The following is a 26,057-nucleotide window of genomic DNA, read 5'->3' as shown; positions in this document are numbered from 1 at the left end:
ACCGGGCAGCACCTCCACCCCACACGTACAGCCAGAACCCCCGAGCGCCCTCCGTCGGCGCCGAAAGGCATCCCATGCTGAAAACCGCCTGCCAGGAACAGCTCCTCCCCGGTGACACGCTCCAGGAGAAATGGGCCTTCGCCCAGGAGGCCGGCTTCGACGCCGTGGAGCTGCGGTCCAAGGGCGACTTCCACTTCCGTGACCGTCTGCCCGAGCTGAAGCAGGCCCTCGCCGACGGCGTCGTCATGCCGACCGTCTGCGTCGACATGCTGCACTTCTTCGCCGCCTTCGACGACGGACTGCGCCGTGACGCGCTGGAGCAGATGAAGTCGCAGCTCTCCGTCGCGGCCGAGATCGGGGCGCTGGGTGTGCAGACCCCCGCGTCGTACGGGATGTTCTCGCGCAGGCTCCCGCCCTTCGAGCCGCCGCGCACCGAGGAGCAGGACCGCGAGGTGCTGCTGTCCGGTCTCTCCGAGCTGGGCGAGCACGCGCGCACCGAGGGGGTCACCCTCTATCTGGAACCGCTCAACCGGTACGAGGACCACATGGTCAACCGGCTGGAGCAGGCGGTCGACCTCATCCGCACGGTGGGCCTGGACTCGGTCCGCATCGGCATCGACAGCTACCACATGAACATCGAGGAGACCGACCCCTCGGCCTCGATCCTGGCAGCGGCCCCGTACATCGGCCACGCCCAGGTCAGCGACTCGAACCGCTTCCAGCCGGGCGCCGGTCACCTCGACTGGCCGGCCTGGATCGCCGCCCTGCACAGCATCGGCTACGACGGCTACCTCGCCGCCGAGTGCCGGCTGACCGGCGACCCCGTCGCGGCCGTCCGCTCCATCCCCGCGTTCCTGCGGAGGTCCGGCGCGTGACGTCGCTCCTCGAGACCCCCGTGCCCACCGCCGCCGATCACCTGACCCTTCGGCGCGGTGCGGCACGGGTACTCCTGACCAACTGGACGGGCTCCTCCACCGTCCCGTCCCGCGGCCTGTATCCGCACCAGTGGAGCTGGGACTCGGCCTTCATCGCGATCGGGTTGCGCCACCTGTCGGTGCGCAGGGCCCAGCGCGAGCTGGAGAGCCTGCTGGGCGCCCAGTGGGCCGACGGACGCGTTCCGCACATCGTGTTCAGTCCCGCCGTGCCCCTGGACGCGTACTTCCCCAGCCCCGACTTCTGGCGCTCCTCGACGGACGGCGCCCCGGCGGGTGCCCCGGCCGGGACGGAGACGTCCGGCATCGTGCAGCCGCCGGTGCACGCGCTGGCCGCGTGGCTCGTCCACGAGGCGGATCCGGAGGCCTCGCGCGCCCGCGGCTTCCTGCCGCGCGTGTACGGCCGACTCGTGGCCTGGCACGACTACCTCACGCGCGACCGCGACCTCGGCGGCGGCGGACTGGCCGCCATGGTGCACCCGTGGGAGCCGGGCATGGACAACAGCCCGTGCTGGGACGCTCCGCTGCGGCGCGTCGATCCGGCCGCCCCGGGTTCGTACCGGCGCGCCGACCTCGACCACGGTCAGGCCTCGGAGCGCCCCACCGACCTGGACTACGGCCGGTACGTGCGGCTCGCCGCGGACTACCGTGACAGCGGCTACGCGGACGTCCGGGGGACACACGCCTTCGCGGTGGAGGACCCCTGCGTCAACGCGCTGCTGATCGTCTCGGAGCGCGCGCTCGCCAGGATCGCCGCCGAGACGGGGGCGGACCCCTCCCCGCACGAGGCCCGGGCCGAGCGGCTCACGGCTGCGCTGGTGGAGCGGCTCTGGTCGCCCGCCGACGGCATGTTCCTCTGCCGCGACCTGGTCGGTGACGAGCTGATCCCCGAGCGCAGTGTCGCCGGGATCGTCCCGCTCATCGTCCCCGGGCTCCCCCGGCACATCGTCGACGCCCTGCTCGGCACCGCGTCGGGCCCGGGCTTCCGCCTGGGCGAGGTGCCGATGGCCCCGTCGTACGACTTCGCCGGGCGCGCCTTCGACCCCTCCCGCTACTGGCGCGGTCCCGCCTGGTTCAACACCAACTGGCTGCTGGAGCGGGGGCTGCGCCTGTACGGGCGCCCCCGGACGGCGGACGCGCTGCGCACGGCCATGCTCGATGCCGCCGGGGCCAGTTCCTTCGCGGAGTACGTGGACCCGGTCACGGCCCAGGCCCGCGGCACGCGTGCCTTCGGCTGGACGGCGGCCCTCACCCTCGATCTGCTCGCCGCGGCGGGGCCGACGACCGGTCCCACGGGCGCCCCTTCGATCGGAGTACGCACGTGAACGGCACCGCGGACACCACCCTGGTCCGTGCGGGAACCTTCGCCGTCCTGGGCGCCGACGGCGGTGTCGGCGGCCGTCGCGGCTCCTCCCCCGACGGGCTGTTCCACCGCGACGCGCGGCACCTGAGCCGGTGGACGCTGACCGTCGACGGTGCGGCACCGGAGGTGCTGGTGCCGTCGGCCGGGGAGGAGTCCGCCCTGTGCGTGCTCACGCCGCCGGGCACCCGGGACGAACCGGCGACGTACACCGTCTTCCGTGAACAAGCCGTCGACGCGGGCGTCCTGACGGAGTCTCTGCGTCTGGTCAACAACCGCCCCGTGCCCGTCACCGCGGTGCTCTCGCTGACCGCCGACGCCGACTTCGCCGACCAGTTCGAGCTGCGCTCCGACAAGCGCCGGTACGAGAAGGACGGCGCCCGGCACACGGCGAGCACCCACCCGGACGGGGTCACGTTCACCTACGAGCGCGGCGACTGGCTCTCCCGTACGGCGGTGTGCGCCACCCCGGCCCCGGCCGCCGTAGGCCCCGTCGGCGGACAGGAGACGGCGCACCGGCTGGACTGGCACCTGGAGCTGCCCGCCCACGGTGACGCCGAACTCCTGCTCACCGTCACGGCGTACGCGCACGGCGCACCGGCGCCGGCCCTCGTCGGGACGCCCGCCGAGGCGGTCGCGGAACAGGCGGCCGACGCCTCCGCCTTCACCGGGACGCCGCCCCCCATGCCCCCCGGCGCACCCGACGGTCTGGCCGCGGCGTGCGCCCGGGGGCTGAGCGACCTGGCCGCGCTGCGGGTTCCCGCGACCGGCCCGGACGGCGAGCGCCTCCGGGTCCCGGCGGCCGGAATCCCGTGGTTCCTCACGCTCTTCGGCCGGGACTCCCTCTTCACCTCGCTGTTCGCGCTGCCCTACCGGCCCGAGCTGGCGGAGGGGACCCTGCTCGCCCTCGCGGCGACCCAGGGCTCCGTCCACGACGCCGGCCGCGGGGAGCAGCCGGGGCGCATCGTCCACGAGATCCGCCACGGCGAGCTGGCCCACTTCCGCCAGGTGCCGTACGGCCGTTACTACGGCTCGGTGGACGCCACCCCGCTCTTCCTGGTCCTGCTGGACAGCTACACGGAGGCCACCGGAGACCTCACGCTCGCCACCCGCCTGGAGCGTGAGGCGCGGGCCGCCGTGAGCTGGATGTTCCGCGACGGCGGCCTGGACGACAGCGGCTATCTGGTCTACACGCCCGACCCGCGGGGTCTGGTGAACCAGAACTGGAAGGACTCCGAGGGCGCCATCTGCTTCCTCGACGGCACCCAGGCCGAGGGCCCGATCGCCGTCGCCGAGGCACAGGGGTACGCCTATGACGCCCTGGTCCGCACCGCGCGCACGGCCCGCTCGGTGTGGGACGACGACGCGTACGCCGACCGGCTCGAGAAGGCAGCCGCAGACCTGCGGGAACGGTTCCTGCGGGACTTCTGGATGGACGGCCCCGATTTTCCCGCGCTCGCCCTGGACGGCCTGGGCAGGCAGGTCGACTCGCTGGCCTCCGACGCCGGGCACCTGCTGTGGTCGGGCATCCTGGACGCCCGGCACGCCGAGCGCGTGGGGCGGCGGCTGCTGGAACCCGACTTCTTCTCCGGCTGGGCCATCCGCACGCTGGCGTCCGGCCAGCCCGCGTACCACCCGCTCTCGTACCACCGGGGCACGTCCTGGCCGCACGACAACGCGGTGGTGCTGCTCGGTCTGGCCCGGTGCGGGCTCGACGACGAGGCGCGCACGGTCGCCCTCGGTCTGCTGGAGGCGTCGGCACACCACGGACACCGGCTGCCCGAGGTCATGGCGGGCTACTCCCGCGCCCAGCACCCCCGCCCGGTGCCGTATCCCCACTCCTGCTCCCCGCAGGCGTGGGCGGCCGCCACTCCCCTGGCCATCCTCACCGCGCTGCGGGGGAGGGCGGGCTAGTCCTCCGGCCGCGGCCGGGAGAACCCTCCGGAGCGACACCGCGCCGGCCGCCTCCGGCAGCCGGTGCGGTGTCCCGGGCCGTGGGTTCCTAAGGTGCAGGCATGCGCAGACCGACACGACTCTCCCCCGCGCCGCCGGAGCGCCCCCGCCGCGGCCGCCTCCCCGCGTCCGTTCCGCACGAGGAGACGGCATGACCCTCAATCAGCTGCGGGCCTTCGTCGAGGCCGAGCGTCTCGGTTCCTTCACCGCCGCAGCGGAGGCCATGGAGATCGCCCAGGCTTCCGCCTCCGAGCTGGTCCGCCGTCTGGAGGCTGAGCTGGACGCGGAGCTGTTCCTCCGCGGAAGCCGCACCCTGACGCTGACGGCGGCCGGCCAGGAGCTCCTCCCCTACGCCCAGGAGGCACTGGAGGCGGCGGACAGCGGGGTTCGGGCCGTGCACTCCCTCGGGTCACTGGGCGGGGGCACGGCCACCTTCGGCGTGCTGCGCAACGCCGACTACTACCTGCTCGCCAATCTCGTACAGATGTTCCACGCCCGGTATCCGGCCGTCCGTGTACGCCTCGTGGGACAGAACTCGGCCGAGACCGCCGCGGCCGTCGCGGAGGGCCGGATCGAGGCGGGCCTGGTCATCCTGCCGATCGACGAGGACGGACTCGCGATCACTCCGCTCATGCGTGACGAGGTGTACTACGTCAGCGCGAGCGCCGAGCGCACACGCACCCCGGTGACCATCGAGGCCTTCGCCCAGGCTCCCCTGGTGCTCTACGACGCCCACTACGGGTGGAAGGACCCGACCAGGAGGCAGATCGCCGCGCGCGCCCAGTTCGCCGGGGTGAGCGTCGATCCACTGATCGAGCTCGAACACGTGGAGGCGGCGCTGAAGCTGGCTGCGGCCGGCATCGGCGACACGATCGCCAGCCGGGCGGTGATCGCCAGCCCCTCCTTCCCCGCGGGGCTGCGCACCGCACCCTTCGCCGACCCGCTGTACGACACCATCGCGCTGGTCAGACGCCGCGGCCATCCCCTCTCGCGCGCCACCCGGGAGCTCGCCCGCCTCGCCGAGGACACCCTCCGTGAGATCGGCAACGGACTGCCGGTCCGAGACCCCTGACGAGAACCACAGGGAAACCCTGTGGGACGCGCAGGCATTGCCCCTCTGGTCCTGTGGCAGCGTCGCGTCTACCGTCCCAGGCATGCAGATCACGCACGACGAACAGAAGACCCTCGCCCCCTTCCGCTGGATCAAGAAGCCCGCGGTCGACGGGCCTCCCGCACAGCGCGACCCCAAGGTGGTCGAGCGCGTCTCCCAGATGCTGAAGGAGATCGAGAGCAAGGGCATGGACGCGGTCCGTGCCTACGGCCAGGAGCTCGACGGCTGGTCCGGCGAGCTGGAGATCGGGGCAGCCGAGCTGAAGAAGTCGGGGGACGCACTGCCCGCCGACGTCCGCACCGCCCTGGAGATGGGCTACGAGCGCACGCACCGCTTCGCCTCCGCCCAGCGCGAGCACCTGACCGACTTCGAGATCGAGGTGGCCCCCGGGGTCGCGGGCGGCCAGCGCTACGTGCCGGTGTCCCGGGTCGGCGCCTACCTCCCGGCGGGCCGCTTCCCGCTGCTCGCCAGCGCGTTCATGACCGTGGGAGTGGCCAAGACGGCCGGCGTGCCGACGGTGGTGGCGTGCACGCCCCCGTCGGGCGAGCACGGCGCCCACCCCGCCGTCCTCTACGGCGCCTACCTCTCCCGGGCCGACCGGGTCTTCGCCGTCGGAGGCGTCCAGGCCCTCGGCGCGATGGCGTTCGGCCTGCTGGGCGAGGCCCCGGTGGACATGCTGGTCGGCGCGGGCAACGCCTTCGTGACCGAGGCGAAGCGGCAGCTCTTCGGCCAGGTCGGGATCGACCTGCTGGCCGGTCCGTCCGAGGTGGCCGTCATCGCCGACGACACCGCCGACCCGGCCTGGGTCGCCGCGGACCTGCTCGGCCAGGCCGAGCACGGCCCCAACTCCCCGGCCGCCCTGATCACGACCTCGGAGCGGACGGGTCGCGCGGTCGCGGCCGAGATCGAGCGCCAGCTCGAGACCCTCACCACGCGTGACATCGCCGGACCCGCATGGCGGGACTTCGGCTCCGTCATCGTCGTACGCGACCGTGACGAGGCCGTCGCCGTGGCGGACATCCTGGGCCCCGAGCACCTGGAGATCCAGACCGAGGACGACGACTTCTACCTCCAGAACCTCACCAACTACGGCTCGCTCTTCATCGGGCCGTGGTCCACCGTCGCCTACTCGGACAAGGGCATCGCGGGCACGAACCACGTGCTGCCGACCGGCAAGACGGCCCGCTACAACGCGGGGCTCTCGGTCTCGCGCTTCCTCAAGCCGCTGACGTACCAGCGGACCGCCAAGGAGGGGACCGCCTCGCTGGCGCCCGCCGTCGAGCGGATCTCGGCCTTCGAGGGCCTCGCCGCCCACGGCGCGACCGCCACGCTCCGGATCGACCGGATCGGGCGCGCCTCCGGCGCCTTCGACTCCGTCCCCGAGGCGTTGCGCGAACAGCTCTGATCCAGTCCCTCGTCCCCGTCTCCATGCCGCCCCCGGCCAGGGGCGAGGGGTTGTCGGCGCCCGGGACACCGTGCACAGTCGTGGCAGGTGTCCCGGGCCGCCAGGTGGATTCGCCCGCCCGAGGCGGACGAGCACTGTCCTGCAGCAGGGGCACCTGCGCTCCCACTCCCGCGAGGATTCTCCCCATGCACCATCCCTCACCGCCCTCTTCCCCGTCGGACGGGTCAGGTCCCGCGCTCACCCAGGGCCTCAAGGGACGCCAGATCACGATGATCTCCATCGGGGGTGTCATCGGAGCCGGTCTGTTCGTCGGCTCGTCCACCGCCGTGGCCGCCGCCGGTCCCGCCGTCCTGATCTCCTTCCTGCTGGCCGCCGCCCTGGTGGTGCTCGTCATGCAGATGCTGGGAGAAATGGCCGTGGCCCACCCCGACACGGGCTCCTTCTCCACCTACGCGGACCGCGCCCTGGGCCGCTGGGCCGGATTCTCCATCGGGTGGCTGTACTGGTGGTTCTACATCCTCGTCATCCCCATCGAGGCCATCGCCGCGGGCGAGGTCATCGCGGGGCTCACCTCGATACCCAGCTGGATCCCGGCTCTCGCCATGATCGCCCTGCTCGCGGGCAGCAATCTGCTCGCCGTGCGCAACTACGGCGAGTTCGAGTACTGGTTCGCGCTCCTCAAGGTCATCGCGATCGTCGCCTTCCTCGTGCTCGGCGCCCTCGCGATCTTCGGTGTGCTCCCCGGCTCGGACGCCCACGGGATCTCGAACCTGTGGAGCAACGGAGGCTTCGCACCCAAGGGCGGCATGGCCGTGCTCGCCGGGCTGCTCACGGCGATGTTCAGTTTCCAGGGCAGCGAGATCGTCACGATCGCCGCCGCCGAGTCGGCGGAGCCGAGGAAGAACATCAAGAAGGCCGTCCGCGCGGTCGTCTGGCGCCTCGGACTCTTCTACGTCGGCTCGATCTTCGTCGTGGTCAGCCTGGTGCCCTGGAACGCCGACGGCCTGGCCGCCGGCTCCTACCAGGCGGTCCTGGACCGCATGAACATCCCCGGCGCCGGCCGGATCATGGACGTGGTCCTCGTCGTCGCCGTGAGCAGCTGTCTCAACTCGGCCATCTACACCGCTTCGCGCATGGCCTTCTCACTGGCCCGCCGCAAGGACGCACCGGCCGCGCTCGCGGTCACCTCGGCGTCAGGTGTGCCCCGCAACGCGGTCGTCGCCTCCACCCTCATCGGCATCGCTGCGGTGATCGCCAACTACCTGCTGCCGAGCGTCTTCACGTACCTCATCGCGTCGAGCGGCGCGATCGCCCTGATGATGTACATGGTCATCGCGATCACCCAGTACGCCACCCGGCGCAAGGAGGACCGGCCGGGAGAGGTGCGGATGTGGGCCTTCCCGTATCTGACCCTCGCCACGATCGCCTTCATCGCCGGGGTGCTGGTCCTCATGGCGGTGCTGCCCGGCCACCGGCTCGAACTGTGGCTCTCCCTGGCCCTGGCCGCGGTCCTCGTCACCCTCGGCGTCCTGCGCCAGAGGCGGCACGGCGACCGGTCCGGCATCGATGACACCGACGCCGGAACCGCGGGGAGCGGCGGCACCGTGTCCTCCCCGGCAGGCTCCTCGCAGCGCTGACACGCGGGAGGACACCGGAGTGCGCTCCCCCGGCGGGTCAGGAGATACGGGCGTGGGTGGCACGGGGCACGAAGGCGGTCGGCAGCACGAGCCGCTCACCCGAGGGGTCGGCCTCACCGGTGATGCGCCGCACCAGCAGGCGCGCCGCCTGACGCGACAGTTCCCGCAGGTCGTGCCCGACCGTGGTCAGCCGGAACACCTCCCAGGCCGCCATCGGGAGGTCGTCGAAGCCGATCACGGTCAGGTCGTCGGGGACCCGGAGCCCGGCGGCGAGGGCGGCGTTCAGGACGCCGATGGCGACCACGTCGTTGCCGCAGAAGACCGCCGTCGGTGTCTCGGCAGCGTCGAGCAGGGAGGGCAGCGCCCCGTAGCCGGTGTCGTACTCGAAGGCGCCGCGCGCCACCCGGTCCTCCGGGAGCCCGATGCCCGCGTCGGCCAGGGCCAGCCGGAAGCCCAGTTCGCGTTCGCGGCCGGTCGTCGTGTTGGCCGCGCCGAAGATGCCCGCGATCCTCCGGTGCCCCAGTCCGACCAGGACGTCCGCGACCAGGCGCCCCCCGCCCTCGTTGTCGACGACGGAGGCGTAGTCGCCGCTGCCGCCGGTGTCACGGTTGAGGAAGACGTAGGGCATGCCGCGACGGTCGAGCTGGGCGGGCAGCCGGGAGTCGGTGGTGGCCGTCGCGAGGACGACACCGTCCAGGGACTGGTCCAGGAGCTTCTCCTCGGCCACCGCCTCGTCGGAGCGCTCCGTGAGGAGCATCATGCGGTAACCCAGGCGCTGGAGCTCGTCGTGCAGGGGCGCGATGACGTGCGGGTAGAACGGGTTCGTCAGATCGGTCACGATGACGCCGATCCGGCGCGTGGACCGGGTCGACAGGGTCCGTCCCGCCTCGCTGGGCACGTAGTTCAGTGCCTCTGCGGCCCGCCTGACCTTCTCGCGGGTGGCCGCGGACACGCGGTGGTCGTCCCTCAGGGCCCGCGAGACCGTGGGCTGGGAGACACCCGCAAGCCTCGCCACGTCGTGACTCGTGATCGCCATCCGCCCTCTTCTCCTCGCCCGGGGCGCCACCGCCGGCGCCCCGGATTTCAGTATACGTATGTAGGTGCACGCCAGGCAGCCGAACGGTGTCCGCGCACCGCAGGGCACCCCGGCAGGCACGGCACCCCGATTGCTCCTGCCCCGCACCCACCCGCCCGAACGACACGAGCCTCCGAACGGAGGCTCCTGTCAACACGCCGGAAGCCCTGCGCACCCTACGCCCGAAACCCGCATCGCAAGATCCCTTGACATTGCCCGGGGGAAGGCCTGTCATGGAAATGCATACGTATTCCACATGAGGGAGCAGCCATGCCCGATGTCGTCGTGTCCACCGTCGAGCTGGGGCGCCGCACGATCTGCCGCAGCGACTTCGTCTCCTGCGACCAGGCCTTCATCGACTGCCGCACGCCGGGCTCGGACCGGAAGGAGAACTACGCCATGATCGGGCCGGGCGTCTCGCAGGCCGCCGGCCAGCACGTCAACCTCCGCCTGCCGCACGGCTACAACATCGGCGCCGCCGCCATGCCCCACGGCGTCACCAACAACCTCCACCTGCACTACACGGCCGAGGTGTTCGTCTGCACCGAGGGCGAGTACCTGCTGCGCTGGGGCGCCGACGGCACCGAGGGGGAACACCTCCTCAGGGCCGGCGACATCGCCTCCGTCCCCACCTGGATCTTCCGCGGCTTCACCAACACCGGCCCGGACGACGGCTGGATGTTCACCGTGCTCGGCATGGACCACACCGGCGGCATCATCTGGGGGCCCTCCGTCCTGCGCGAGGCCGAGGGACACGGTCTGTACCTCACCGCCGGCAACGAACTGGTCGACACCGTGGCCGGCGACGAGATCCCGCCCGGCGCCGAGCTGACCGAGCCCATGGCCCAGGAGCACATCGACCGACTGCGCCACTACAGCGCCGACGAGATGAAGCGCCGCGTCGCGGCGTCCGGCGAACTGGTCTGGTCCGACCACCCGTTCCTCGACAGCACCCTGCCGGGAGGAGGCGTACGCCTGAGCTGCGTCATCGGGTACGGCATGACCGAGGACCCGCACCAGGAGCCCCGCATCTTCAACCCGCACGGCCACAACGCGGCCTGGCTGCGCGCCGAGCCGGGTCAGGGCGTCTCGCTCCACCGGCAGCACGAGACGCAGACCCTGATCGTCAAGGACGGCCTGTGGGAGGTGACGCTCAACCGCACCGACCCCGTCTCCGTGCTCCTGGGGCCGCGCGACATGCTCTCCGTCCCCCAGGACGCCTGGCGCACGCTGCGCAACGTCGGCGACGAGGAGGGCGATCTCCTCGTCGTCAACTCCGGTGACGGCCGGGTCCGCCTGGACTGGGACGACGAGGTGTCCAAGAGCGCCGCCGACGCGGGGCTCGGGATCGACCACAACGGTTACATCGCGCCCTACGCGCTGCTGCCGCGCTCAGCGCGCCGCTGGTGACCGTCGTGCCCCGCGTCGGCCCGTCGGGCCCGCTGCCCCTGGTGGTGGTCCCCGGGATGCTGTGCGATGCGAGCCTCTGGTCCGGGGTGGAGTTCCCCGTAGGCCACGACGTCCATCACCTCGAACTGGCGAAGCCGGACATCGGTGCGCTGGCCGAGGACCTCCTCTCCTCGGTGCCGGGCCCCTTCGTCGCCGTCGGGCTGAGCCTCGGGGCCGTCGTCGCCTTCGAAGCGCTGCGCAGGGCCCCGGAGCGGATCTCCGGCCTGTGCGTCATGTCGGCGAACGCGGGCGCGCCGCGCCCCGGTCAGTACGCCGCCTGGCAGGCGTGGGACGGGCTGATCGCCGACGGCCGGTTCGCGGACGTCGTCGAGGAGACCCTGCCGGACATGTTCGCCACTCCGCCCGGCCCGTCCGGCGAGGACGCCGAGCGGTACCGGCTGATGGCCCGCGCCGTGGGCCCCGCCGCCGCACGCGCCCAGCTCGCCGCGCAGGCGACCCGCTCGGACTCCGAGGACGCGCTGCGCACCGCCCGCTGTCCCGCGGTGGTCCTCTCCGGAGCACGGGACGCGCTGTGCCCCCCGGAGTTCCACCGGCTGATCGCGCGGGCCGTCCCGGGCGCCGAACTGCGCGAGGTGCCCGGGGCCGGGCACCTGCTGCCGTGGCAGCGCCCCTCCGCCGTCTCCACCGCGCTGGCGGACCTCCTCGGACGGGTGCGGAGGTCCTGGCCGCCGGGGCCGTCCTGACCACCGGCCGCCCGCACCCTCCCCTCACCGTCGCCGCACATGCACCACCACCCCCGAGAAGAGAGCCCTCATGCCCCATTTCCTCAAGTCCCCCGTACCTGCCGGCCAGGTGCGCGCTGCCCGCGCGGATGTCGCCGAGCGCGTCCGCGGCATCCTCGACGACATCCGCGAGCGCGGTGACGAGGCGGTCCGCCAGTACTCCGAGAAGTTCGACAACTGGAGCCCCGAGTCCTTCCGGCTGGGCCCGGACGAGATCAGCAGGATCATCGCCGGGGTTCCGGAGACGGTCCTGGAGGACATCCGTTTCGTCCAGCAGCAGGTGCGCACGTTCGCCCGGGCACAGCGCGACTCGCTGCACGACATCGAGATCGAGACCCTGCCCGGCGTCCGCCTCGGACACCGTCACGTCCCCGTGGCCGGCGCCGGGGCCTACGTGCCCGGCGGGCGCTACCCGCTGACCGCGTCCGCCCACATGACGATCGTGACGGCCAAGGTGGCCGGGGTGGAGCGGGTCGCCGCCTGCACCCCGCCGATACGGGGGGAGATCCCCGCGGCGACGGTCGCCGCGATGCACCTCGCGGGCGCCGACGAGATCTACCTGCTGGGCGGGGTGCAGGCCGTTGCGGCGCTGGCCGTCGGCACCGAGACGATCGGCCGCGTGCCGCTGATCGCCGGACCGGGCAACGCGTACGTCGCCGAGGCCAAGCGCCAGCTGTTCGGCGAGGTCGGCATCGACCTGTTCGCGGGCCCGACGGAGATCCTGGTGATCGCCGACGAGCACGCGGACCCCTTCGTGGTGGCCGTCGACCTCCTCTCGCAGGCCGAGCACGGCCCGGACTCGCCCGCCGTGCTCGTCACCACGTCCGAGGAGCTGGGCCGGAAGGTGCAGGCCCACATCGAGCGACTGCTGCCGGGCATGCCCACGAAGGACTTCGCCGGCCCTGCCTGGCGGGACCACGGCGAGATCGTCGTGGCCGCCTCCTTGACGGAGGCCTTCGAGATCGCGGACTCCTACGCCAGTGAGCACGTCGAGGTCCTCACGGAGAACCCGCGCCAGGCCCTGGACCGGATGCGCGACTACGGTGCGCTGTTCCTCGGTGAGGGCACCTGCGTCTCGTACGGGGACAAGGTCATCGGCACCAACCACGTCCTGCCCACCCGGGGCGCAGCGCGCTACACCGGCGGCCTGTGGGTGGGCAAGTACCTGAAGACGGTGACCTACCAGGAGGTCACGGACACCTCCTCGTCGGCGCTGCTCGGCGAGGTCTGCGGGCGCGCGGCCCGCGTCGAGCTGTTCGAGGGGCACGCCCGCTCCGGTGACGTACGGGCGGCGAAGTACGGAAACGGCACCCTGCCGTGGAACGACGAGGCGGGCGAATGAGCGGCGGAACGGCCCCGCTGGCCGGGCGCACCGCGCTCGTCAGCGGAGGCGGCAGCGGCCTCGGCGCCGCGATCGCGCGATCACTCGTGTCCGACGGGGCCCGCGTGGTGATCACCGGCCGCAGCGAACACACGCTCAAGGAGACGGCCGCCCGCCTGGGGCCGGGTGTCGTCCACCGCGTCTGCGACGTGTCACGGCCGGACGAGGTCGAAAAGCTCGCGGAGAGCCTCGCCCACGAGGAGATCTCGGTGCTGGTCAACAACGCGGGGGTCGCCGGACCGGTGGCGCCGCTCACCGAGATCCCGGTACGGGAATGGGACGAGGTCTTCGACGTGAACGTACGCGGGGTGTTCCTGATGTGCCGGGCCTTCCTTCCGGCCATGACCGGGCGGGGCGCGGGTGACGTGGTGAACATCGCCTCGGTGTCGGGCAAGCGGCCACTGCTGCGGCGCACACCCTACTGCGCGTCGAAGATGGCGGTCATCGGGCTGACCGCAACCCTGGCGGGCGAGGTGGGGCCCCTGGGGGTGACGGTGAACTCGCTGTCCCCGGGGCCCGTGTCGGGGCCCCGGATGGAGCGGAACTTCAGGCTGGAGGCGGAACGCACCGGCAGGAGCCGTGCGGAGGCCGAGGAGGACTTCGTGTCGCGGTCGGCCCTCGGGCGGATGGTCCGCGAGGAGGAGGTGGGCGCGGCGGTCAGCGCGATGCTGCGGATGCCGGGCCTGTGCGGCGCCGACATCGACCTGTCGGCGGGAATGGTGGCACGGTGACGGCGGCACGAGCGGATCACCGCTCCCCCTCCGCGAAGCGCTCCTCCCTCAAGGCGCGCCTCGCGGCCGGCGAACGGCTGTACGGCGCACTGCTGCGTCTCCCGTCGGAGACCCTGGTGGAGATGGCGGGGGTCGCGGGTCTCGACTACGTGGTCATCGACTGCGAGCACGGGCCGGCCGACATGACGGTGCTCCAGCACCACATGACCGCCGCGGCGGCCCGGGGCATCGAGGTCCTGGTCCGCGTCGGCACCTCCGAGCCCGCTCTCGCCCTGCGCTGCCTCGACCTGGGAGCCGCGGGGCTCGTCCATCCGCATGTGGACAGCGCGCAGGACGCGCGCCGGGCGGTGGAGACGGTCCACTACCCCCCTCTGGGGACACGGGGTTTCGCGACCTACAGCAGAGCCGGCCACTTCGGCACGGTCCCGGCGGCCGAGCACCTCGCCCGCTCGCGGGACGCCCTGGTGGTGGCGATGGTCGAGACGGAGGAGGCCGTCGCCGCCGCCGGGGAGATAGCCGCCACGGAGGGGGTGGACGCGGTGCTGGTGGGCCCGGCCGACCTGGCGGCGGACTGCGCCTTCCCCGGCCGGGACGTGATCGACGGGCTGGTCGCCACGGCTCATGGCGCGACCCACGCGGCGGGGCGGGCGGTCATGACGATCGTGCCGGGCGCCGACGGCGCCCGGGCAGCCGAGCGAACCGGCGCCGAGCTGGTCCTCTACAACATGACCCAGGTCCTGATGGACACGTTCCGGTCCCTCGCGCCCCCCGCGGGGGACGACGGGCCTTCGTGACGCGGCGTGCCACCCACGCCGCCCCGTCGTCCGAGAACACACAGCGCTCCGACGCCCCCTGGGGCACCCTCCCGGGCCGGAACTCCGACGACCCACGCCGGCTCCCCGGTTCCCACGGGGTCCCGGTTCCCACAGGGTCCCGGGGTCACAGGGGCCGGCGAAGTGCGTGCGCGCGACGCCGCGTCACCGCCGTGCCGTCTTCCCGGCACGGCGGTGTCGCCCTCGCCGAATGCGTCGCCTGCACCTCTTGACGCCCCACTCCGCGCTCCCTAGTGTTCGGCGGAAGTTCATACGTATGCATAACTCTCACCGCGCGAACGGAGAAGCCATGTCCGCTGTAGCGCCGCCCACAACGGCCGTCGGCACGCAAGAGGTCGACCCGGAGAAGCGGAAGGAGATACGCCGAGCCATCGGCGCGGGAAGCGTCGGGAACTTCGTCGAGCAGTTCGACTACGGCCTCTACGGCTACATGGCCCCGGTCCTGGCCCCCGCCTTCTTCCCGGAGAGCAATCAGGCGGTGGCGGTGCTGAGCACCTACGCGATCATCGCCGTCGCATGCCTCTTCCGCCCCCTGGGGGGAACGCTCGTCGGCCGCTGGGGCGACCGGGTGGGCCGCAAGAAGACACTGCTCTGGACCATCGTGCTCATGGGGGTGACCACCGCCCTGATCGGCGCCCTGCCGACCTACCACCAGATCGGGATCCTCGCCCCACTGCTCCTCCTGCTCCTGCGCGTCGTGCAGGGGATGGTGTCGGGCGGGGAGTACGTCGGGGCGGTGGCCTTCATCGTCGAGTGGGCGGAGCCGAACCGGCGCGCCTACTACGCCTCGTACGCCTCCAACAGCTGTTTCGTCGGCATCCTCGCCGGCGCCGGCACCGCAGCACTCGCCAGCTGGCTGTTCGAGGGGCCCTCGCTGGACTCCTGGGGCTGGCGCATCCCGTTCCTCCTCGCGCTGCCACTGAGCGCGGTCGGGATCTGGCTGCGGCGGCGGATCCAGGAGTCCCCCGAGTTCGTCCGGGCCACCGAGGGCGGCGCCGTGGTCGTCAAGGCCCCGATCCGGGAGGCCCTGCGCACGCAGTGGCGTCCGATGCTCGCGTTCTGCGGCATCTCGATCATGGCCGCGATCCTGTCCTACAGCTGGGTCACCTTCTATCCCGAGTACCTGACGGGGACGCTCGGCCTTCCCCGCTGGATGGCCCTGACGTCCAACGCGATCTCGATCGCCGTCCTCATCCCGATGCTGCCCCTGGCCGGAATCCTCTCGGACCGGATAGGCCGCAAGCCCATGCTGATCGCCGGCGCCGTCGCGTGCATCGTCCTGGTGCCACTGGCGTTCCGGGTCGGCGAGCAGGGCACTTTCGGAGCAGCCGTCGCGAGCCAACTGATCTACATCGTCCCGGAGTTCTTCCTGACCGGCATCGTCACGGTCTGCGCGGCGGAGCTCTTCGCGACGCGCACACGCTTCAGTGCGAGCGCCATCGCGTACAACAGCTCGTTCTCCATCTTCATGGGGATCACGCCGTTCGTCGCCGCCCTGCTGGTCACCACCTTCGACACGATCTACGCCGTGTGGGCCTACCTGGCGGTGGCCGCGGTCATGGCCCTCGTCGTCGTGAGCGCCTTCATGAAGGAGACGTACCGGAGTCACCTCGGGGCGGACAAATTCGCCCGGTGAGGGCTGCGCGCCACCGCCGGACCTGCCGGGGACGCCACCTCCGGACCAACCCGAACTTCGCTCGAATGCATACGAATTCATGCGCCTGCCCAGATCAAGAAAGGTACGAATCATGCCGCTGGACCCCGCTGCCTACCTCCCCTACAAGGACCCGGACGACTTCATCCGCGAGGTGACCGACCGCATCTGGGTCGGCCGGGACATCGCGTACATCGTCGACAACTACGAGCCCGACTCGATCGTCCACACCAGCCTCGGCACCGTCGTGGGCCGGGACGGTGTGATCGAGGGCAGCACGATGCGCATGGGCAGCACGCCCGGCCACATCGGGCAGGCCGAGGACGTGGTGTGGGAAGCCCGCGGGGACGACGCCTTCCTCAGTTCACACCTGGTCTTCTCCGCCGACGAGCACCTGGTCGACGGGCGCAACATCCGCATCCGGAAGCGGACGGTCGCCAACTGCCTGTACCGCCGAGGCCGAATGGTCGAGGAGTGGGTGGTGCGCGACGAGCTGGCGGACTGCCTGCAGCGGGGTGTGGACCCGGACGAGGCGGCCCGCGCCCTGCGGTTCCAGGGATACAGCGGATCGATGACCGAGGAGCCGCCCAAGGACGTCCTGTCCGTGGGCGTCAGCGGCCCCCGCCCGGACGAATACCGGCCGGAGTGCGAGATGGTGCTGGAGTTCATCGACCAGGTCTGGACGAAGCGCCGCCTGGACAAGGTCGGCGACTTCATGGTGCGGGACCTCTTCCTGCACACCACCGGCGACCGGACCGTCATCCGCCCCGAGCGCTACCAGAGCGATCTGCTGGCCATGGTCGGCGCCTTCCCGGACGCCCGGTTCGAGGTACGGGACATACAGACCAACTACGCGCCGCGGTACGCCGGACTGCGGGTGGCCGTCACCTGGACCATGCACGGGACCTACCGGGGCACGCCGGTCTTCGGCCCGCTGACCGATCAGCCGGTGACCGTGCTCGGCGTGTCCCAGTTCCTGATCCAGGAGGGCCGCATCGTGCGGGAGGTCCGCGTCTACGACGAGATCTCGCTGCGGGCCCAGATCAACAGCACCCGTGGAGACGGCCCGGCGGTGGAGGCCAACATCTACTGACCGGCACCTCTCGCGCCGCTGAGGACGGGACGAGGAGGGTTCCGCACGGTCCGGGCCCTCCTCCCCCGATCCGGCGGGACACTTCCGTCCGGGATCCCCCGCCCGCCGGCCGGCGGTGGCCGGGACGGACGAGTGTCGCCCTGTCGCGGCCCGCGGGAAGTGGCAGAGTCGTAGCCCCGTGGCCACGATGCCCCGGCCTGCGCCGGAGGCGGAAGAGAGCGATGCGTGATGAGGCTTGTCGTTCAGCAGTTCCTGACCCTCGACGGTGTCTCCCAGGGCCCGGGGTCACCTGACGAGGACCCCACGGACGGGTTCGACCAGGGAGGCTGGTTCGTGCCGCACCTGGACGAGGAATTCCTCGAGGTGGCTGCCACCTGGCTCGGCACGGCGGACGCACTGCTCTTCGGGCGCCGCACGTACGAGAACTTCGCCCGCGACTGGCCGACGATGACCGACCACCCCTTCGCGCCCCTGATGAACGGCCTGCCCAAGTACGTCGCCTCCCACAGCCTGACCACGGCCGGGTGGAACCCGACCACGATCCTGGACGGGGATGTTCCGCAGCAGGTCGCCGAAGTGAAACGGCTGCCCGGACGGGACCTGCAGGTCCACGGCAGCTCCGGACTGGCCCAGTCCCTGCTGGCCGCCGGCCTGGTCGACGAACTGCGGCTCGTGATCGCCCCGGTCGTGGTGGGCCGCGGCCGACGGCTCTTCCCTGACGGCAGCGCCCCGGCCGGCCTGCGGCTCGTCGCCCACCGGACGACACCGGGAGGGCTCTCGGTGCACACCTTCGAATCGACGGGACTGCCCGAGCACGGGGTCTACGGCGCCGGGGCCCCGGACCCGGCTGCGTGAGATGCGGGGCGGGTGAGTGCTACCGGCCTCCACGCCCCTTCTCCTGCAGGCGGCGCCCTTCGTCCCGCAGCCGCGGGTTCTGCAGGGCCTTGCCGTCCGCTTCCATGATCCGTCCGCGCACATGCTTGATCGCGGAGGTCATCCTGCTCATAGATCTTCACCTCGTGACATTCGGGCGGGCTGACCACGGCCACTCCGAAAAGTCGCCTATGCCCTTCTCCCTCACATTTATCCCGCGCCTCGAACCCGAATGCAAGTACGGCGACTCAGCTGTCTCCCGGATCTGCGGGGGCGCGGCTTCTGGCTGAATGGCCGAAGCGCCCGTCTGCGATCTTCCTCGACCCCGCCCCGGCGATGCGCCGCCGGAGCGGGTCCACGGCGGCACGGTCGAGCGTTCGGCTCCCGCCCCGCCGGTGCGCCTTCGGGGCGAGCGACATCCGGTCCAGGTGGCCGGGCGACCCTCTGGGATGTACTGAAGTCGTACCGACTTCCGCGACCATCCGTTCCCCCGGCTCGAACGGCGTTAGCGTCGCCCCATGATCGTATGGCTCAACGGCACCCACGGCGCGGGCAAGACGACGACCAGTGCACTCGTGCAGCAACTGATCCCTGATTCACGGGTGTTCGACGCCGAGAAGGTCGGTGAGACGCTCATGGACATCACGCCGGGGCTGCCCGATACGGACAACTTCCAGCACTGGCCGCCGTGGCGGCCGCTCGTGGTCGAGACCGCCCGCCGCGTACTCGACTACACCGGCGGCGTCCTGGTGATGCCCATGACGGTCCTGGTCGAGGAGTACTGGCGCGAGATCAGCTCAGGACTCGCCCAGCACTCCATTCCTGTACGGCACTTCGTCCTCCACGCGGACCAGGACACCCTCCGCGGACGCATCGCGGGTGACACTGTTCTCGGCCCCGACTCCCCGTTCCGTCTCGCCTACCTCGAGCCCTACGCCGAAGCGGCCCGCACGTGGCTGCACAGAGAGGCCGAGGTCGTCGACACGACGCACCTCACCCCCTCCCGGACAGCTCTGCGGATCGCGGAAGCCGTCAGGAGCTGAGGCCCGCGCCCACCGTCCGGGCACGCAGGCACCAGGAAAGATCTTCCGCGCGACACGCGGAGGTGGTCCTCTCGCCGTGGATCCCGAAGGCCGGCACCGTGCGTCGTTGCCGCTGCGCTCGGCCACGACGCCGGGGGAACCGTCGACGAGGACCAGCTGGGCGACCCGGGCGATACCCGCGAAGACGGACGCCCCCCTTGCGAGGGACAGCGCGCCGCGCACAGTCTCCGCACCGTTGGATAGACCGGAGCCGCCGGTAAGGCCGAGGGTTGCTTCGGCAGGGGCCACCACCGATGATCAATGTCATGAGCAGGGAAACCGTTGTCGAGAGAACCTGGCGCATGCTGCTGGAGCGCCACCCCGAAGCCCGTCGCGGAAATCCTGAGGTGATCGAAGCCGCGTCCGCGGAGCCGCGTCTGCGCCGGCTGTTCCCCTTTCCGAGCCACGGCAGCCTGAGCTTTCACCGGAACACGGACTTCCCGTGGAGCAACGACCTGCCACGCATAGCCGGCGGAGAAGGGAGGTACTTGGTGTACGCCGCCGGCTACGCCGAACTCCTCGGCGAGGCGGCCACACCCCAGGAGGCTGCCGCGCTCGTCGTCGCACACCTCCCGAGCGACTGCGGGGCCGCCGTGGAAGGGCCCTGGCCGGGGCCGGGCCCCTGCTGAAGCAGAGCGACACGCAAGGGCGACAACGGCAGCTCAGAGGTCGTTGGGGCCGTCGACCGCGCGGAAGGGAATGCCGAGCAGGTCGGCCGCGGCCTTGAAGTCCTTGGCACGGTGGCCGGTGCAGACGGTCCAGTGGTGGCCGATGCCGGTCGAGGACCAGGCGTCGGTCCACTCCCCCGGGTCGAAACCGAAGTCGACGCGGGAGGTGGTGTTACCGATCTCCAGCCGAGGGCCAGGCACCACCTCGCCCTCGGAGACGATGAAGCAGAACGTGCCGTCCGCCTCCTGGCCGATCCCGAAGGTGGTGACCGGCCCGTGCCTCACGTCGAACTCCACGCTCACGCCCCAGCCGCGCTTTCCGTGGTACACACCCAGCCCCCGGAGCAGCGGGTCCTTGGACGAGATGGCGAGATGGGCCGGTCCGTCGTGCCCCATCTCCACCACCCCGTCACGGAAGTTGAGAGCTTGCAGCTCGGTGAACGACCCGCCCGCACCGAGCGTGTCCGCGATCAGCATGGCGAGACTGGTGCGCAGCTCGTACTCCCCGGCGACCGGGATCCCGCGCGCCGTCAGCAGGGAGGCTCCCAGGATCATGCCCGCGCCGAGCCGCTCGTGGATCTCGCCGTCGAGGCCGCGGTGGTAGTAGGCGAGGCTGTCGAGTTCGAAGTCCTCCACAAGACGGTCCAGCCCGACCGAGACACGGGCCGCCCAATCGAGGTCCTCCTCCTTCACTGAGGCGTCGAGAGTGAACACGTCACGGGCCAGCGCGACACGCTCACCCGCCTCCTCGTCGGTCACCGCGGCCACCCTGACCCGCAGGTCGTCGAACTCCAGCACCTCCACATGCCCGCCGAACTGGCCGGACACCAGCGTCATGTCCGTCGAGACGTCGAGCATGCCGGGATAGAGGTGTCCCATCAGACCGTGCCGCCCGTGGCGCACAGCGCCTCGCACGCCCGCCGCCGCGATCCACCTGCCGATCCGCGTCCACGCGTTGTCGTCGTGCAGATGACCCGAGACCGAGCGGAACGCGATCCCGCTGCGCCGGAAGACGTTGGCGACCTCGGGCAGCGGACACTGCCCGCAGTAGGCCAGCCACTTGCCTGTGTCGGTGTTCGCGTGGTCCATCGCCTCGGTCGGCTGGAGGTCGATCACCAGGACGGGCGTGTGCGTGCGCTGCGCGATCGGCAGCACCATGGAAGCGGTCAGGTACGTCGTGAGGAACGTGACGACGATGTCGCAGTCCGCCCTGCGCAGCTCCTCCGCCGCCTTGGAGGCCTCCTGGGGATCGGAGATGAACCCGGCATCGACCACCTCGCAGCCCATCCCCTCGAAACGCCGGGTGACGAAGAGCGCCGACTCCCGCAGCTGGTCGAGGAGACCGGGGAACTGCGGCCAGTACGCACCGAGCCCGCCGGACACCAGCCCGACACGCGTGGGTCGCCGCCGGACGGGGACGAGTGCGCCGCCGAGTACCGCGGAGGAGGAGTCGTCGGTCATCAGGCATCCCTTCCCGGATGTTTTGTTGCCGCGAGATTAAACAGCGACGGCACACTTCAACAAGGGGGTGAAACGTATCAATCACGGAGGGCGGAGAGTGCTCCCCAGCCGGGAACCGGCCGGATTCCACGCAGGGGGTCACGTATCGGCCGCCGCTCGGCAGGCGCGAAAGCGCCCCCGGAACTCCATGTTCACCGTGGTAGAAACAGACCATGCCAGAGGAGACCAGCGCCGAGGGGGACCAGCGAAGGGCGTCGATCATCACGGCGCTCCGCGAGGGGCTGCGCCGTGTCGACGACCTGGCGCGCTCGTGCGGCGTCAGCACGATGACGATCCGGCGCGACCTCCAGGTGCTGGAGCAGCGGAACGAGATTCGCCGGGTGCGTGGCGGAGCCGTGCCCGTCGACGCCTGGACGTTCGACCATCGCCTGGGACGCTCCACAGCGGCCAAGGACGTGATCGCCGTGAAACTCCTGCCCCTGGTACCGGACAAGGGCGGCATCGGCCTCGACGGATCGACGACCGTCCACAGCCTCGCGCGGCGCCTGAGGGAGCAGCCGGTGCTCGACCTGACCGCGGTGACCACCGGCTTCGAGACGTTCCACGAGCTGTCCAGGACCCCTGGATGCAGGGCCTACGCGACCGGTGGCACAGCGGATCTGCACACCGGGAGCCTGGTGGGCCCGCTGGCCCAGGTGACGCTTCAGCAGTTCGCCCTGCACACCTGCTTCCTGTCCGCGACCTACCTGGACGACTCCATCGGATCGACGGAGTTCACCGCTGACGAAGCAGCGGTCAAGCGCGCCCTGACAGCCGTGTCGGGGCGGACCGTGCTGGCCGTCGACTCCTCGAAGCTGGCGAACCGCGCGGTGGCCAAGTGCCTGTCACTGGACGAGATCGACATCCTGGTGACCGACCTGAGTCCTGGGGACGAGCGGCTCGAGCCCTATCGGGGGCTGGTCGAGATCGTCTGATGCCGGAGCCGGGCGTGCCCCGCCCTCCGGGACACGCCTGTGGACCGGTCTGCGGGTGAGAGCGCCCGGCCGGGCCGTCCCGCACCGCTGTCCCGCACCCCCGGCCGGCACGCTCGGGCGGCGTGCCGGCCGGGGGCCGGGTCGTGCACGGCCCGGGAGCCGGGCCTACTTCCGGGCGGTCGCCCTCCCCGCGCTGCCGTTGATGACGAACTGCGATCCGGGTTCGACGACGACGTCACCCTCGGCCGAACCGGTGATGGTCACATCGGTCAGGGTCGCGCTGCCCCGCGCCCCGCCATGGGCCAGGATCCCCGATCCGTTGACGGAGTTGTCGATGCGGACGTGCGAGATCTGCGCCTCGGGGACGGACCCGCCGCCCGACTTGAACTGGATGCCGTCGTAGGTGGAGTCGTGGATGTCGGTGTCGCGGATCGTGACCCCGGGAATGTTCTGGCCTGCCGCGAACAGCGTGATGGCGCCGAACTCCTGGGCCTCGCCCCAGAACGCCCCTCCCGTGCGGTGGAGGGCGTTGTTGGCGATCAGCGTCTGGCCGGAGAAAGGCAGCGGGTCGTGGTCCGTCGCCAGCATGATGCCGGGGTAGTTCATCGTGTCGGAGATGATGTTGTTCTCGATGGTGTTGCCGTAACCCCCGTAGATCGCGATGCCGTTGGCCCTCCAGGGCAGCTGGATCGTGTTGTTGCGGAAGTGGTTGTCGTGACCGACGTCCACCGACGGGTTCTTCACGTACTTGCTCGACCACACGGCCAGCGAGTCGTCACCGGTGTTCCTGAACGAGGAGTTGAACACCGTCGAATTGCGTGTCCCGTTGGCGAAGTTGATGCCATCGGCGTAGGTGTTCCGGATCCGCATGCCCGTGAACTCGACGCCGTCGCCGGGGCCCCACAGGTCCGGGATGTTGTCGTAGTCGCGGCCGACCCAGACACCCACGTTCGCGTGCTCCAGCCACACATTGGTGATCTTGGTGTCGTCGCCGAATCGCCCGTTCAGACCCACTCCGCCCTCGGCGTTGCCGTCGCCGCCCCGGATGGTGCCCGAGCCGAAGATCGCCAGGTCCGAGATCTTGGTGTTGTCGTCGATGTCGAAGCCGAAGTTCCCCTCGTGCGGGTGATTGATGCCGCCCGCGTTCTGGGGCTGGGTGAGGGTGTACAGCTGGGAGTGCCACATGCCCGCGCCGCGGATCGTGACGTCCCTGATGCCGACCTGGTTGAACTGGCCCCGGTTCAGCGGGTCGTCGGTCAGGATCTTCTGCTCCTGCCGCCACTGCCCCGGCGGGATCCACACGCAGCCGATGTCACCGTTCTGATCGGCCGTCACCGCACGCTGGATGGCGTCGGTGTCGTCGATCCCGTCGTTCGGGACTGCTCCGTAGGTGGTGATCGACGTGCATCCGGCGGGCTGGGAAGCGGCCGGGGCCACCTGCTCCAGGTCCACCAGGTCGATGACGTAGAAGGAGGCCGAGTCGCCCGCGTCGCGCTGGAGGCGGAACTTCGTCCCGGCGGGATAGGTCCGGCCGAGCAGGGCGTTGGACTCGTCGAACAGCCTGCGGGCGTCCGCTCCGGGCTGGTTGGTCAGGCCCTCCGGGCTGTCCGTGTCGCCGTAGAGCCAGCTGTGCTTGGAGGAGAGAGACAGCTTCCGCACGAAGGTGTTGTCGGCGTACAGGCTGATCGTGGCCTCCGCTCCTCCGCCGCCCGGTGCGTCGGGGACGGAATTGCGCACCACGATCGAGTTCGACGGAACGGTGGAGGTGACCTCGACGTACTCACCGGTGGTGTTCAGCCGCACGGACTCGCGCCCCGAGGACTCCGTGGCGAAGTTGGTGTGCCCGAAGGTGCGCTCCTTGTCCGACTTGAGCAACGTCCCCTTGTACGTGCCCTGTTCGGCCTCGTACTCGGTGTAGGGGACTGCGGCCCCGCGGCCGACCACGATGGCGCGCGCGTAGACGTTGTTGTTCTCGTTCGTCTCCGCGACGACACCGGTCGCGTCCGCGGTGGCGGTCAGATTGGCCCCGCCGCTCTTCGCCGTCCAGCTCCCGCTCACCGGCACGGCGACGGTGGCTCCGGCGGCGATCGCACCGGTCGTGCCGTTCAGGGTGGTGGTCTCCACCTGGAGGCGGGTGACGGTCGAGGAACTCACCGCTGTCGTGCCGCGGTTGCGGACGGAGACGGTGAACGTGACGGGCGCGCCCACGGCGGGGTTCGACGGGCTCGAGGTGATCCCGAGCACCTCCAGGTCGGGGCCGGGGCTCTGGCCCACCACGAGCTTCGACGAGGCGGTGCGGCTGTTGTTGCTGTTGTCCTGCTCGGGGACCGTGTCGGCCGGGTCGACCACCGCCGAGACGCTGTACGAGCCCATCGGCCGCTTGCCGACGCCGACGGCCACGGTGGCCGAGGCGCCGGCTGCGAGGGCGCCCACGGGCGCGCTGCCGGCGACGACGCCTTCCACGCTGACGTCGACGGTCGTCGCGGCGGACGCCGCCGTGCCGGTGTTGCGCACGGTGGCGGTCACGGTGACGTCGTCCTTCTCGGACGGCGAGGCGGGCGACCAGGTCAGTTCCGGGACGGTCAGGTCGGGGTTGGGGGCGGCGGTCCCGACGACCTGGATCTCGGCTACCTGGGCACCGGGAGCACCGGTGTTGGCGAAGAACTTGAGCTGGACGTCCGCGTAGCGTCCGCTGACCGGGATGCTCACGGTGTTCTGGTTGCCGGAGGGGCTGAACACGTGGTCCGCCCGGTCCTTCAGCGAGGTGAAGCCGGTGGCGGACTGGGCACGGCCGAGCACCTGGATGCTCTGGGTGCGGGTCGCCCACGCCTGGTCGGGGTTGAGCTTGACGACGACGGCCTCGATGTCGGCGTTCGCGCCGAGCTTCACCGTGAGGGTCGAGGGGTGGCCGTTCGACTCCCAGTACGTTCCCAGCTTGTCGTCATTGGCGTTGGCCGCCACATAGGTCTGCGCGACCGAGGAGGCCTCGATCGGCTTGTTCAGCGCCAGGTTGGAGCCTGTCGCGGGCGGCGGGCCGGTCTCCTCCTGGCCGTAGACCTCCACCTGGGAGAGCTGCGCGGCGCTCCATCCGGTGTTGGCGGTCACCTGGACGCGGATGTACCGCACCTGCTTCGAGGTGAACCCGATGGTGACGGTGTTGCCCGCCGACGGGCTGAACGCCCGCGCGGCGGAAGCCGACAGAGCGCTGAAGGTACTCCCGTCGGTGCTGCCCTGGACGTCGAGCGTCTGGGTGCGCGCCTCCCACGTGGCAGGCAGCTTCAGCACCACCTGATCGACGTCGAACCGGTTGCCCAGGTCGATCCGGACCCACTGCGGGAAGGCACCGGAACTCTCCCAGTACGTCTGCTGACTCCCGTCGGTGACGTTCGACGCCGGGTAGGCACCGTGGGACCCGCTGGTCGTCGTCTGCTTACCGAGTGCCAGGTCGGTGCGCTGGGCGGCCGCCGTGGCGGCGGCCGGCAGGAGCCCGACGGTCATCAGTGCGGCGGTCACCAGGCCGACGACGAACCGCCAGCCGAGTTGCTTCCATCTCATGCTGTCCTCTGTTCCGTGAGGCTGCGGGACCGGGAGGCGCACGCCGAGGCGTCGCCGGGGCCGCGGGCGCGGCGCCGGGGGCGCGGC

General features: G+C 71.1%; 21 protein-coding genes. 17 read left to right on the top strand and 4 right to left on the bottom strand.

Annotated elements, in window-relative coordinates; genetic code table 11:
• The first annotated feature begins 74 nt into the window (after positions 1–74).
• From ACFUNE_RS08995 to ACFUNE_RS08970, 6 genes are all read left to right on the top strand, one after another.
• Complete coding sequence (locus ACFUNE_RS08995) at positions 75–875, top strand: sugar phosphate isomerase/epimerase family protein (RefSeq protein ID WP_383564227.1); 801 nt, start codon at positions 75–77, stop codon at positions 873–875.
• Positions 872–2,257, top strand: coding sequence for a hypothetical protein (locus ACFUNE_RS08990; protein WP_383564225.1), 1,386 nt, complete (start codon positions 872–874; stop codon positions 2,255–2,257). The genes ACFUNE_RS08995 and ACFUNE_RS08990 overlap by 4 nt, the downstream gene beginning before the upstream one ends.
• Positions 2,254–4,206: a glycogen debranching N-terminal domain-containing protein gene (locus tag ACFUNE_RS08985; RefSeq protein ID WP_383564223.1), complete on the top strand. Its 1,953-nt coding sequence runs from the start codon at positions 2,254–2,256 to the stop codon at positions 4,204–4,206. Before ACFUNE_RS08990 ends, ACFUNE_RS08985 begins: the two co-directional genes overlap by 4 nt.
• Positions 4,207–4,396: 190 nt before the next feature.
• Positions 4,397–5,317, top strand: coding sequence for a LysR family transcriptional regulator (locus tag ACFUNE_RS08980; protein ID WP_383564221.1), 921 nt, complete (start codon positions 4,397–4,399; stop codon positions 5,315–5,317).
• A gap of 82 nt (positions 5,318–5,399) precedes the next feature.
• Positions 5,400–6,761 (top strand): histidinol dehydrogenase, encoded by a 1,362-nt coding sequence (gene hisD / locus ACFUNE_RS08975; RefSeq protein ID WP_383564219.1) that lies wholly within the window; start codon positions 5,400–5,402, stop codon positions 6,759–6,761.
• A 185-nt stretch (positions 6,762–6,946) separates the two neighbouring features.
• Entirely contained in the window at positions 6,947–8,398 is a 1,452-nt protein-coding gene (locus ACFUNE_RS08970; RefSeq protein ID WP_383564217.1) for an amino acid permease, read from the top strand.
• 37 nt (positions 8,399–8,435) lie between these two features.
• Here ACFUNE_RS08970 and ACFUNE_RS08965 read toward each other — a convergent pair whose 3' ends face one another.
• Positions 8,436–9,434, bottom strand: a complete 999-nt coding sequence (locus tag ACFUNE_RS08965) for a LacI family DNA-binding transcriptional regulator (RefSeq protein ID WP_383564215.1) — start codon at positions 9,432–9,434, stop codon at positions 8,436–8,438.
• Between the two features lie 309 nt (positions 9,435–9,743).
• Here ACFUNE_RS08965 and ACFUNE_RS08960 point away from each other — a divergent pair, with 309 nt between their 5' ends.
• The 8 genes from ACFUNE_RS08960 to ACFUNE_RS08925 all read left to right on the top strand — a co-directional run bounded on the left by ACFUNE_RS08960 (position 9,744) and on the right by ACFUNE_RS08925 (position 18,212).
• A complete protein-coding gene (locus ACFUNE_RS08960; protein ID WP_383564213.1) occupies positions 9,744–10,883 on the top strand; it encodes a hypothetical protein in 1,140 nt (379 codons plus the stop codon).
• Complete coding sequence (locus ACFUNE_RS08955; protein ID WP_383564211.1) at positions 10,880–11,626, top strand: alpha/beta fold hydrolase; 747 nt, start codon at positions 10,880–10,882, stop codon at positions 11,624–11,626. Before ACFUNE_RS08960 ends, ACFUNE_RS08955 begins: the two co-directional genes overlap by 4 nt.
• A gap of 70 nt (positions 11,627–11,696) precedes the next feature.
• Positions 11,697–13,007 (top strand): histidinol dehydrogenase, encoded by a 1,311-nt coding sequence (gene hisD / locus ACFUNE_RS08950; RefSeq protein WP_383564209.1) that lies wholly within the window; start codon positions 11,697–11,699, stop codon positions 13,005–13,007.
• The gene (locus tag ACFUNE_RS08945; protein ID WP_383564207.1) at positions 13,004–13,777 is read left to right on the top strand and encodes an SDR family NAD(P)-dependent oxidoreductase; all 774 of its coding nucleotides are present in this window, start codon (positions 13,004–13,006) and stop codon (positions 13,775–13,777) included. The genes hisD (ACFUNE_RS08950) and ACFUNE_RS08945 overlap by 4 nt, the downstream gene beginning before the upstream one ends.
• A complete protein-coding gene (locus tag ACFUNE_RS08940; protein WP_383564205.1) occupies positions 13,774–14,571 on the top strand; it encodes an HpcH/HpaI aldolase/citrate lyase family protein in 798 nt (265 codons plus the stop codon). Before ACFUNE_RS08945 ends, ACFUNE_RS08940 begins: the two co-directional genes overlap by 4 nt.
• 328 nt (positions 14,572–14,899) lie before the next feature.
• On the top strand, positions 14,900–16,246 hold the full coding sequence (locus ACFUNE_RS08935; protein ID WP_383564203.1) for an MFS transporter: 1,347 nt from the start codon (positions 14,900–14,902) through the stop codon (positions 16,244–16,246).
• Positions 16,247–16,358: 112 nt separating this feature from the next.
• Positions 16,359–17,357: an ester cyclase gene (locus tag ACFUNE_RS08930; protein WP_383564201.1), complete on the top strand. Its 999-nt coding sequence runs from the start codon at positions 16,359–16,361 to the stop codon at positions 17,355–17,357.
• Between the two features lie 228 nt (positions 17,358–17,585).
• On the top strand, positions 17,586–18,212 hold the full coding sequence (locus tag ACFUNE_RS08925) for a dihydrofolate reductase family protein (RefSeq protein WP_383564199.1): 627 nt from the start codon (positions 17,586–17,588) through the stop codon (positions 18,210–18,212).
• 19 nt (positions 18,213–18,231) lie between these two features.
• On the opposite strand, the gene ACFUNE_RS08920 is transcribed toward ACFUNE_RS08925, so the two are convergent.
• On the bottom strand, positions 18,232–18,363 hold the full coding sequence (locus tag ACFUNE_RS08920; RefSeq protein ID WP_383564197.1) for a hypothetical protein: 132 nt from the start codon (positions 18,361–18,363) through the stop codon (positions 18,232–18,234).
• Between the two features lie 385 nt (positions 18,364–18,748).
• On the opposite strand from ACFUNE_RS08920, the gene ACFUNE_RS08915 reads away from it, so the two are divergent.
• Together ACFUNE_RS08915 and ACFUNE_RS08910 are read left to right on the top strand one after the other, a co-directional pair.
• A complete protein-coding gene (locus ACFUNE_RS08915) occupies positions 18,749–19,273 on the top strand; it encodes an ATP-binding protein (protein WP_383564195.1) in 525 nt (174 codons plus the stop codon).
• 305 nt (positions 19,274–19,578) lie between these two features.
• Positions 19,579–19,941: a DUF6193 family natural product biosynthesis protein gene (locus ACFUNE_RS08910; RefSeq protein WP_383564193.1), complete on the top strand. Its 363-nt coding sequence runs from the start codon at positions 19,579–19,581 to the stop codon at positions 19,939–19,941.
• A 33-nt stretch (positions 19,942–19,974) separates the two neighbouring features.
• On the opposite strand, the gene ACFUNE_RS08905 is transcribed toward ACFUNE_RS08910, so the two are convergent.
• Positions 19,975–21,441: an arabinose isomerase gene (locus tag ACFUNE_RS08905; protein ID WP_383564191.1), complete on the bottom strand. Its 1,467-nt coding sequence runs from the start codon at positions 21,439–21,441 to the stop codon at positions 19,975–19,977.
• Positions 21,442–21,653: 212 nt separating this feature from the next.
• On the opposite strand from ACFUNE_RS08905, the gene ACFUNE_RS08900 reads away from it, so the two are divergent.
• The gene (locus tag ACFUNE_RS08900) at positions 21,654–22,415 is read left to right on the top strand and encodes a DeoR/GlpR family DNA-binding transcription regulator (RefSeq protein WP_383564189.1); all 762 of its coding nucleotides are present in this window, start codon (positions 21,654–21,656) and stop codon (positions 22,413–22,415) included.
• 165 nt (positions 22,416–22,580) lie between these two features.
• On the opposite strand, the gene ACFUNE_RS08895 is transcribed toward ACFUNE_RS08900, so the two are convergent.
• Positions 22,581–25,970: a CARDB domain-containing protein gene (locus ACFUNE_RS08895; RefSeq protein WP_383564187.1), complete on the bottom strand. Its 3,390-nt coding sequence runs from the start codon at positions 25,968–25,970 to the stop codon at positions 22,581–22,583.
• Positions 25,971–26,057 lie beyond the last annotated feature (87 nt).

The organism is Streptomyces sp. NPDC057287 (assembly GCF_042667905.1).
GTDB lineage: Bacteria > Actinomycetota > Actinomycetes > Streptomycetales > Streptomycetaceae > Streptomyces.
The sequence above is the reverse complement of the archived record's forward strand: the minus strand, read 5'-3'. Positions and strand labels throughout refer to the sequence as shown.

Coding starts and splice junctions, on each gene's coding strand:
- ACFUNE_RS08995 (WP_383564227.1), top strand. CDS start 75: ATGCTGAAAACCGCCTGCCAGGAACAGCTCCTCCCCGGTGACACGCTC.
- ACFUNE_RS08980 (WP_383564221.1), top strand. CDS start 4,397: ATGACCCTCAATCAGCTGCGGGCCTTCGTCGAGGCCGAGCGTCTCGGT.
- hisD (WP_383564219.1), top strand. CDS start 5,400: ATGCAGATCACGCACGACGAACAGAAGACCCTCGCCCCCTTCCGCTGG.
- ACFUNE_RS08970 (WP_383564217.1), top strand. CDS start 6,947: ATGCACCATCCCTCACCGCCCTCTTCCCCGTCGGACGGGTCAGGTCCC.
- ACFUNE_RS08965 (WP_383564215.1), bottom strand. CDS start 9,434: ATGGCGATCACGAGTCACGACGTGGCGAGGCTTGCGGGTGTCTCCCAG.
- ACFUNE_RS08960 (WP_383564213.1), top strand. CDS start 9,744: ATGCCCGATGTCGTCGTGTCCACCGTCGAGCTGGGGCGCCGCACGATC.
- hisD (WP_383564209.1), top strand. CDS start 11,697: ATGCCCCATTTCCTCAAGTCCCCCGTACCTGCCGGCCAGGTGCGCGCT.
- ACFUNE_RS08945 (WP_383564207.1), top strand. CDS start 13,004: ATGAGCGGCGGAACGGCCCCGCTGGCCGGGCGCACCGCGCTCGTCAGC.
- ACFUNE_RS08935 (WP_383564203.1), top strand. CDS start 14,900: ATGTCCGCTGTAGCGCCGCCCACAACGGCCGTCGGCACGCAAGAGGTC.
- ACFUNE_RS08930 (WP_383564201.1), top strand. CDS start 16,359: ATGCCGCTGGACCCCGCTGCCTACCTCCCCTACAAGGACCCGGACGAC.
- ACFUNE_RS08925 (WP_383564199.1), top strand. CDS start 17,586: ATGAGGCTTGTCGTTCAGCAGTTCCTGACCCTCGACGGTGTCTCCCAG.
- ACFUNE_RS08920 (WP_383564197.1), bottom strand. CDS start 18,363: ATGAGCAGGATGACCTCCGCGATCAAGCATGTGCGCGGACGGATCATG.
- ACFUNE_RS08915 (WP_383564195.1), top strand. CDS start 18,749: ATGATCGTATGGCTCAACGGCACCCACGGCGCGGGCAAGACGACGACC.
- ACFUNE_RS08910 (WP_383564193.1), top strand. CDS start 19,579: ATGAGCAGGGAAACCGTTGTCGAGAGAACCTGGCGCATGCTGCTGGAG.
- ACFUNE_RS08905 (WP_383564191.1), bottom strand. CDS start 21,441: ATGACCGACGACTCCTCCTCCGCGGTACTCGGCGGCGCACTCGTCCCC.
- ACFUNE_RS08900 (WP_383564189.1), top strand. CDS start 21,654: ATGCCAGAGGAGACCAGCGCCGAGGGGGACCAGCGAAGGGCGTCGATC.
- ACFUNE_RS08895 (WP_383564187.1), bottom strand. CDS start 25,970: ATGAGATGGAAGCAACTCGGCTGGCGGTTCGTCGTCGGCCTGGTGACC.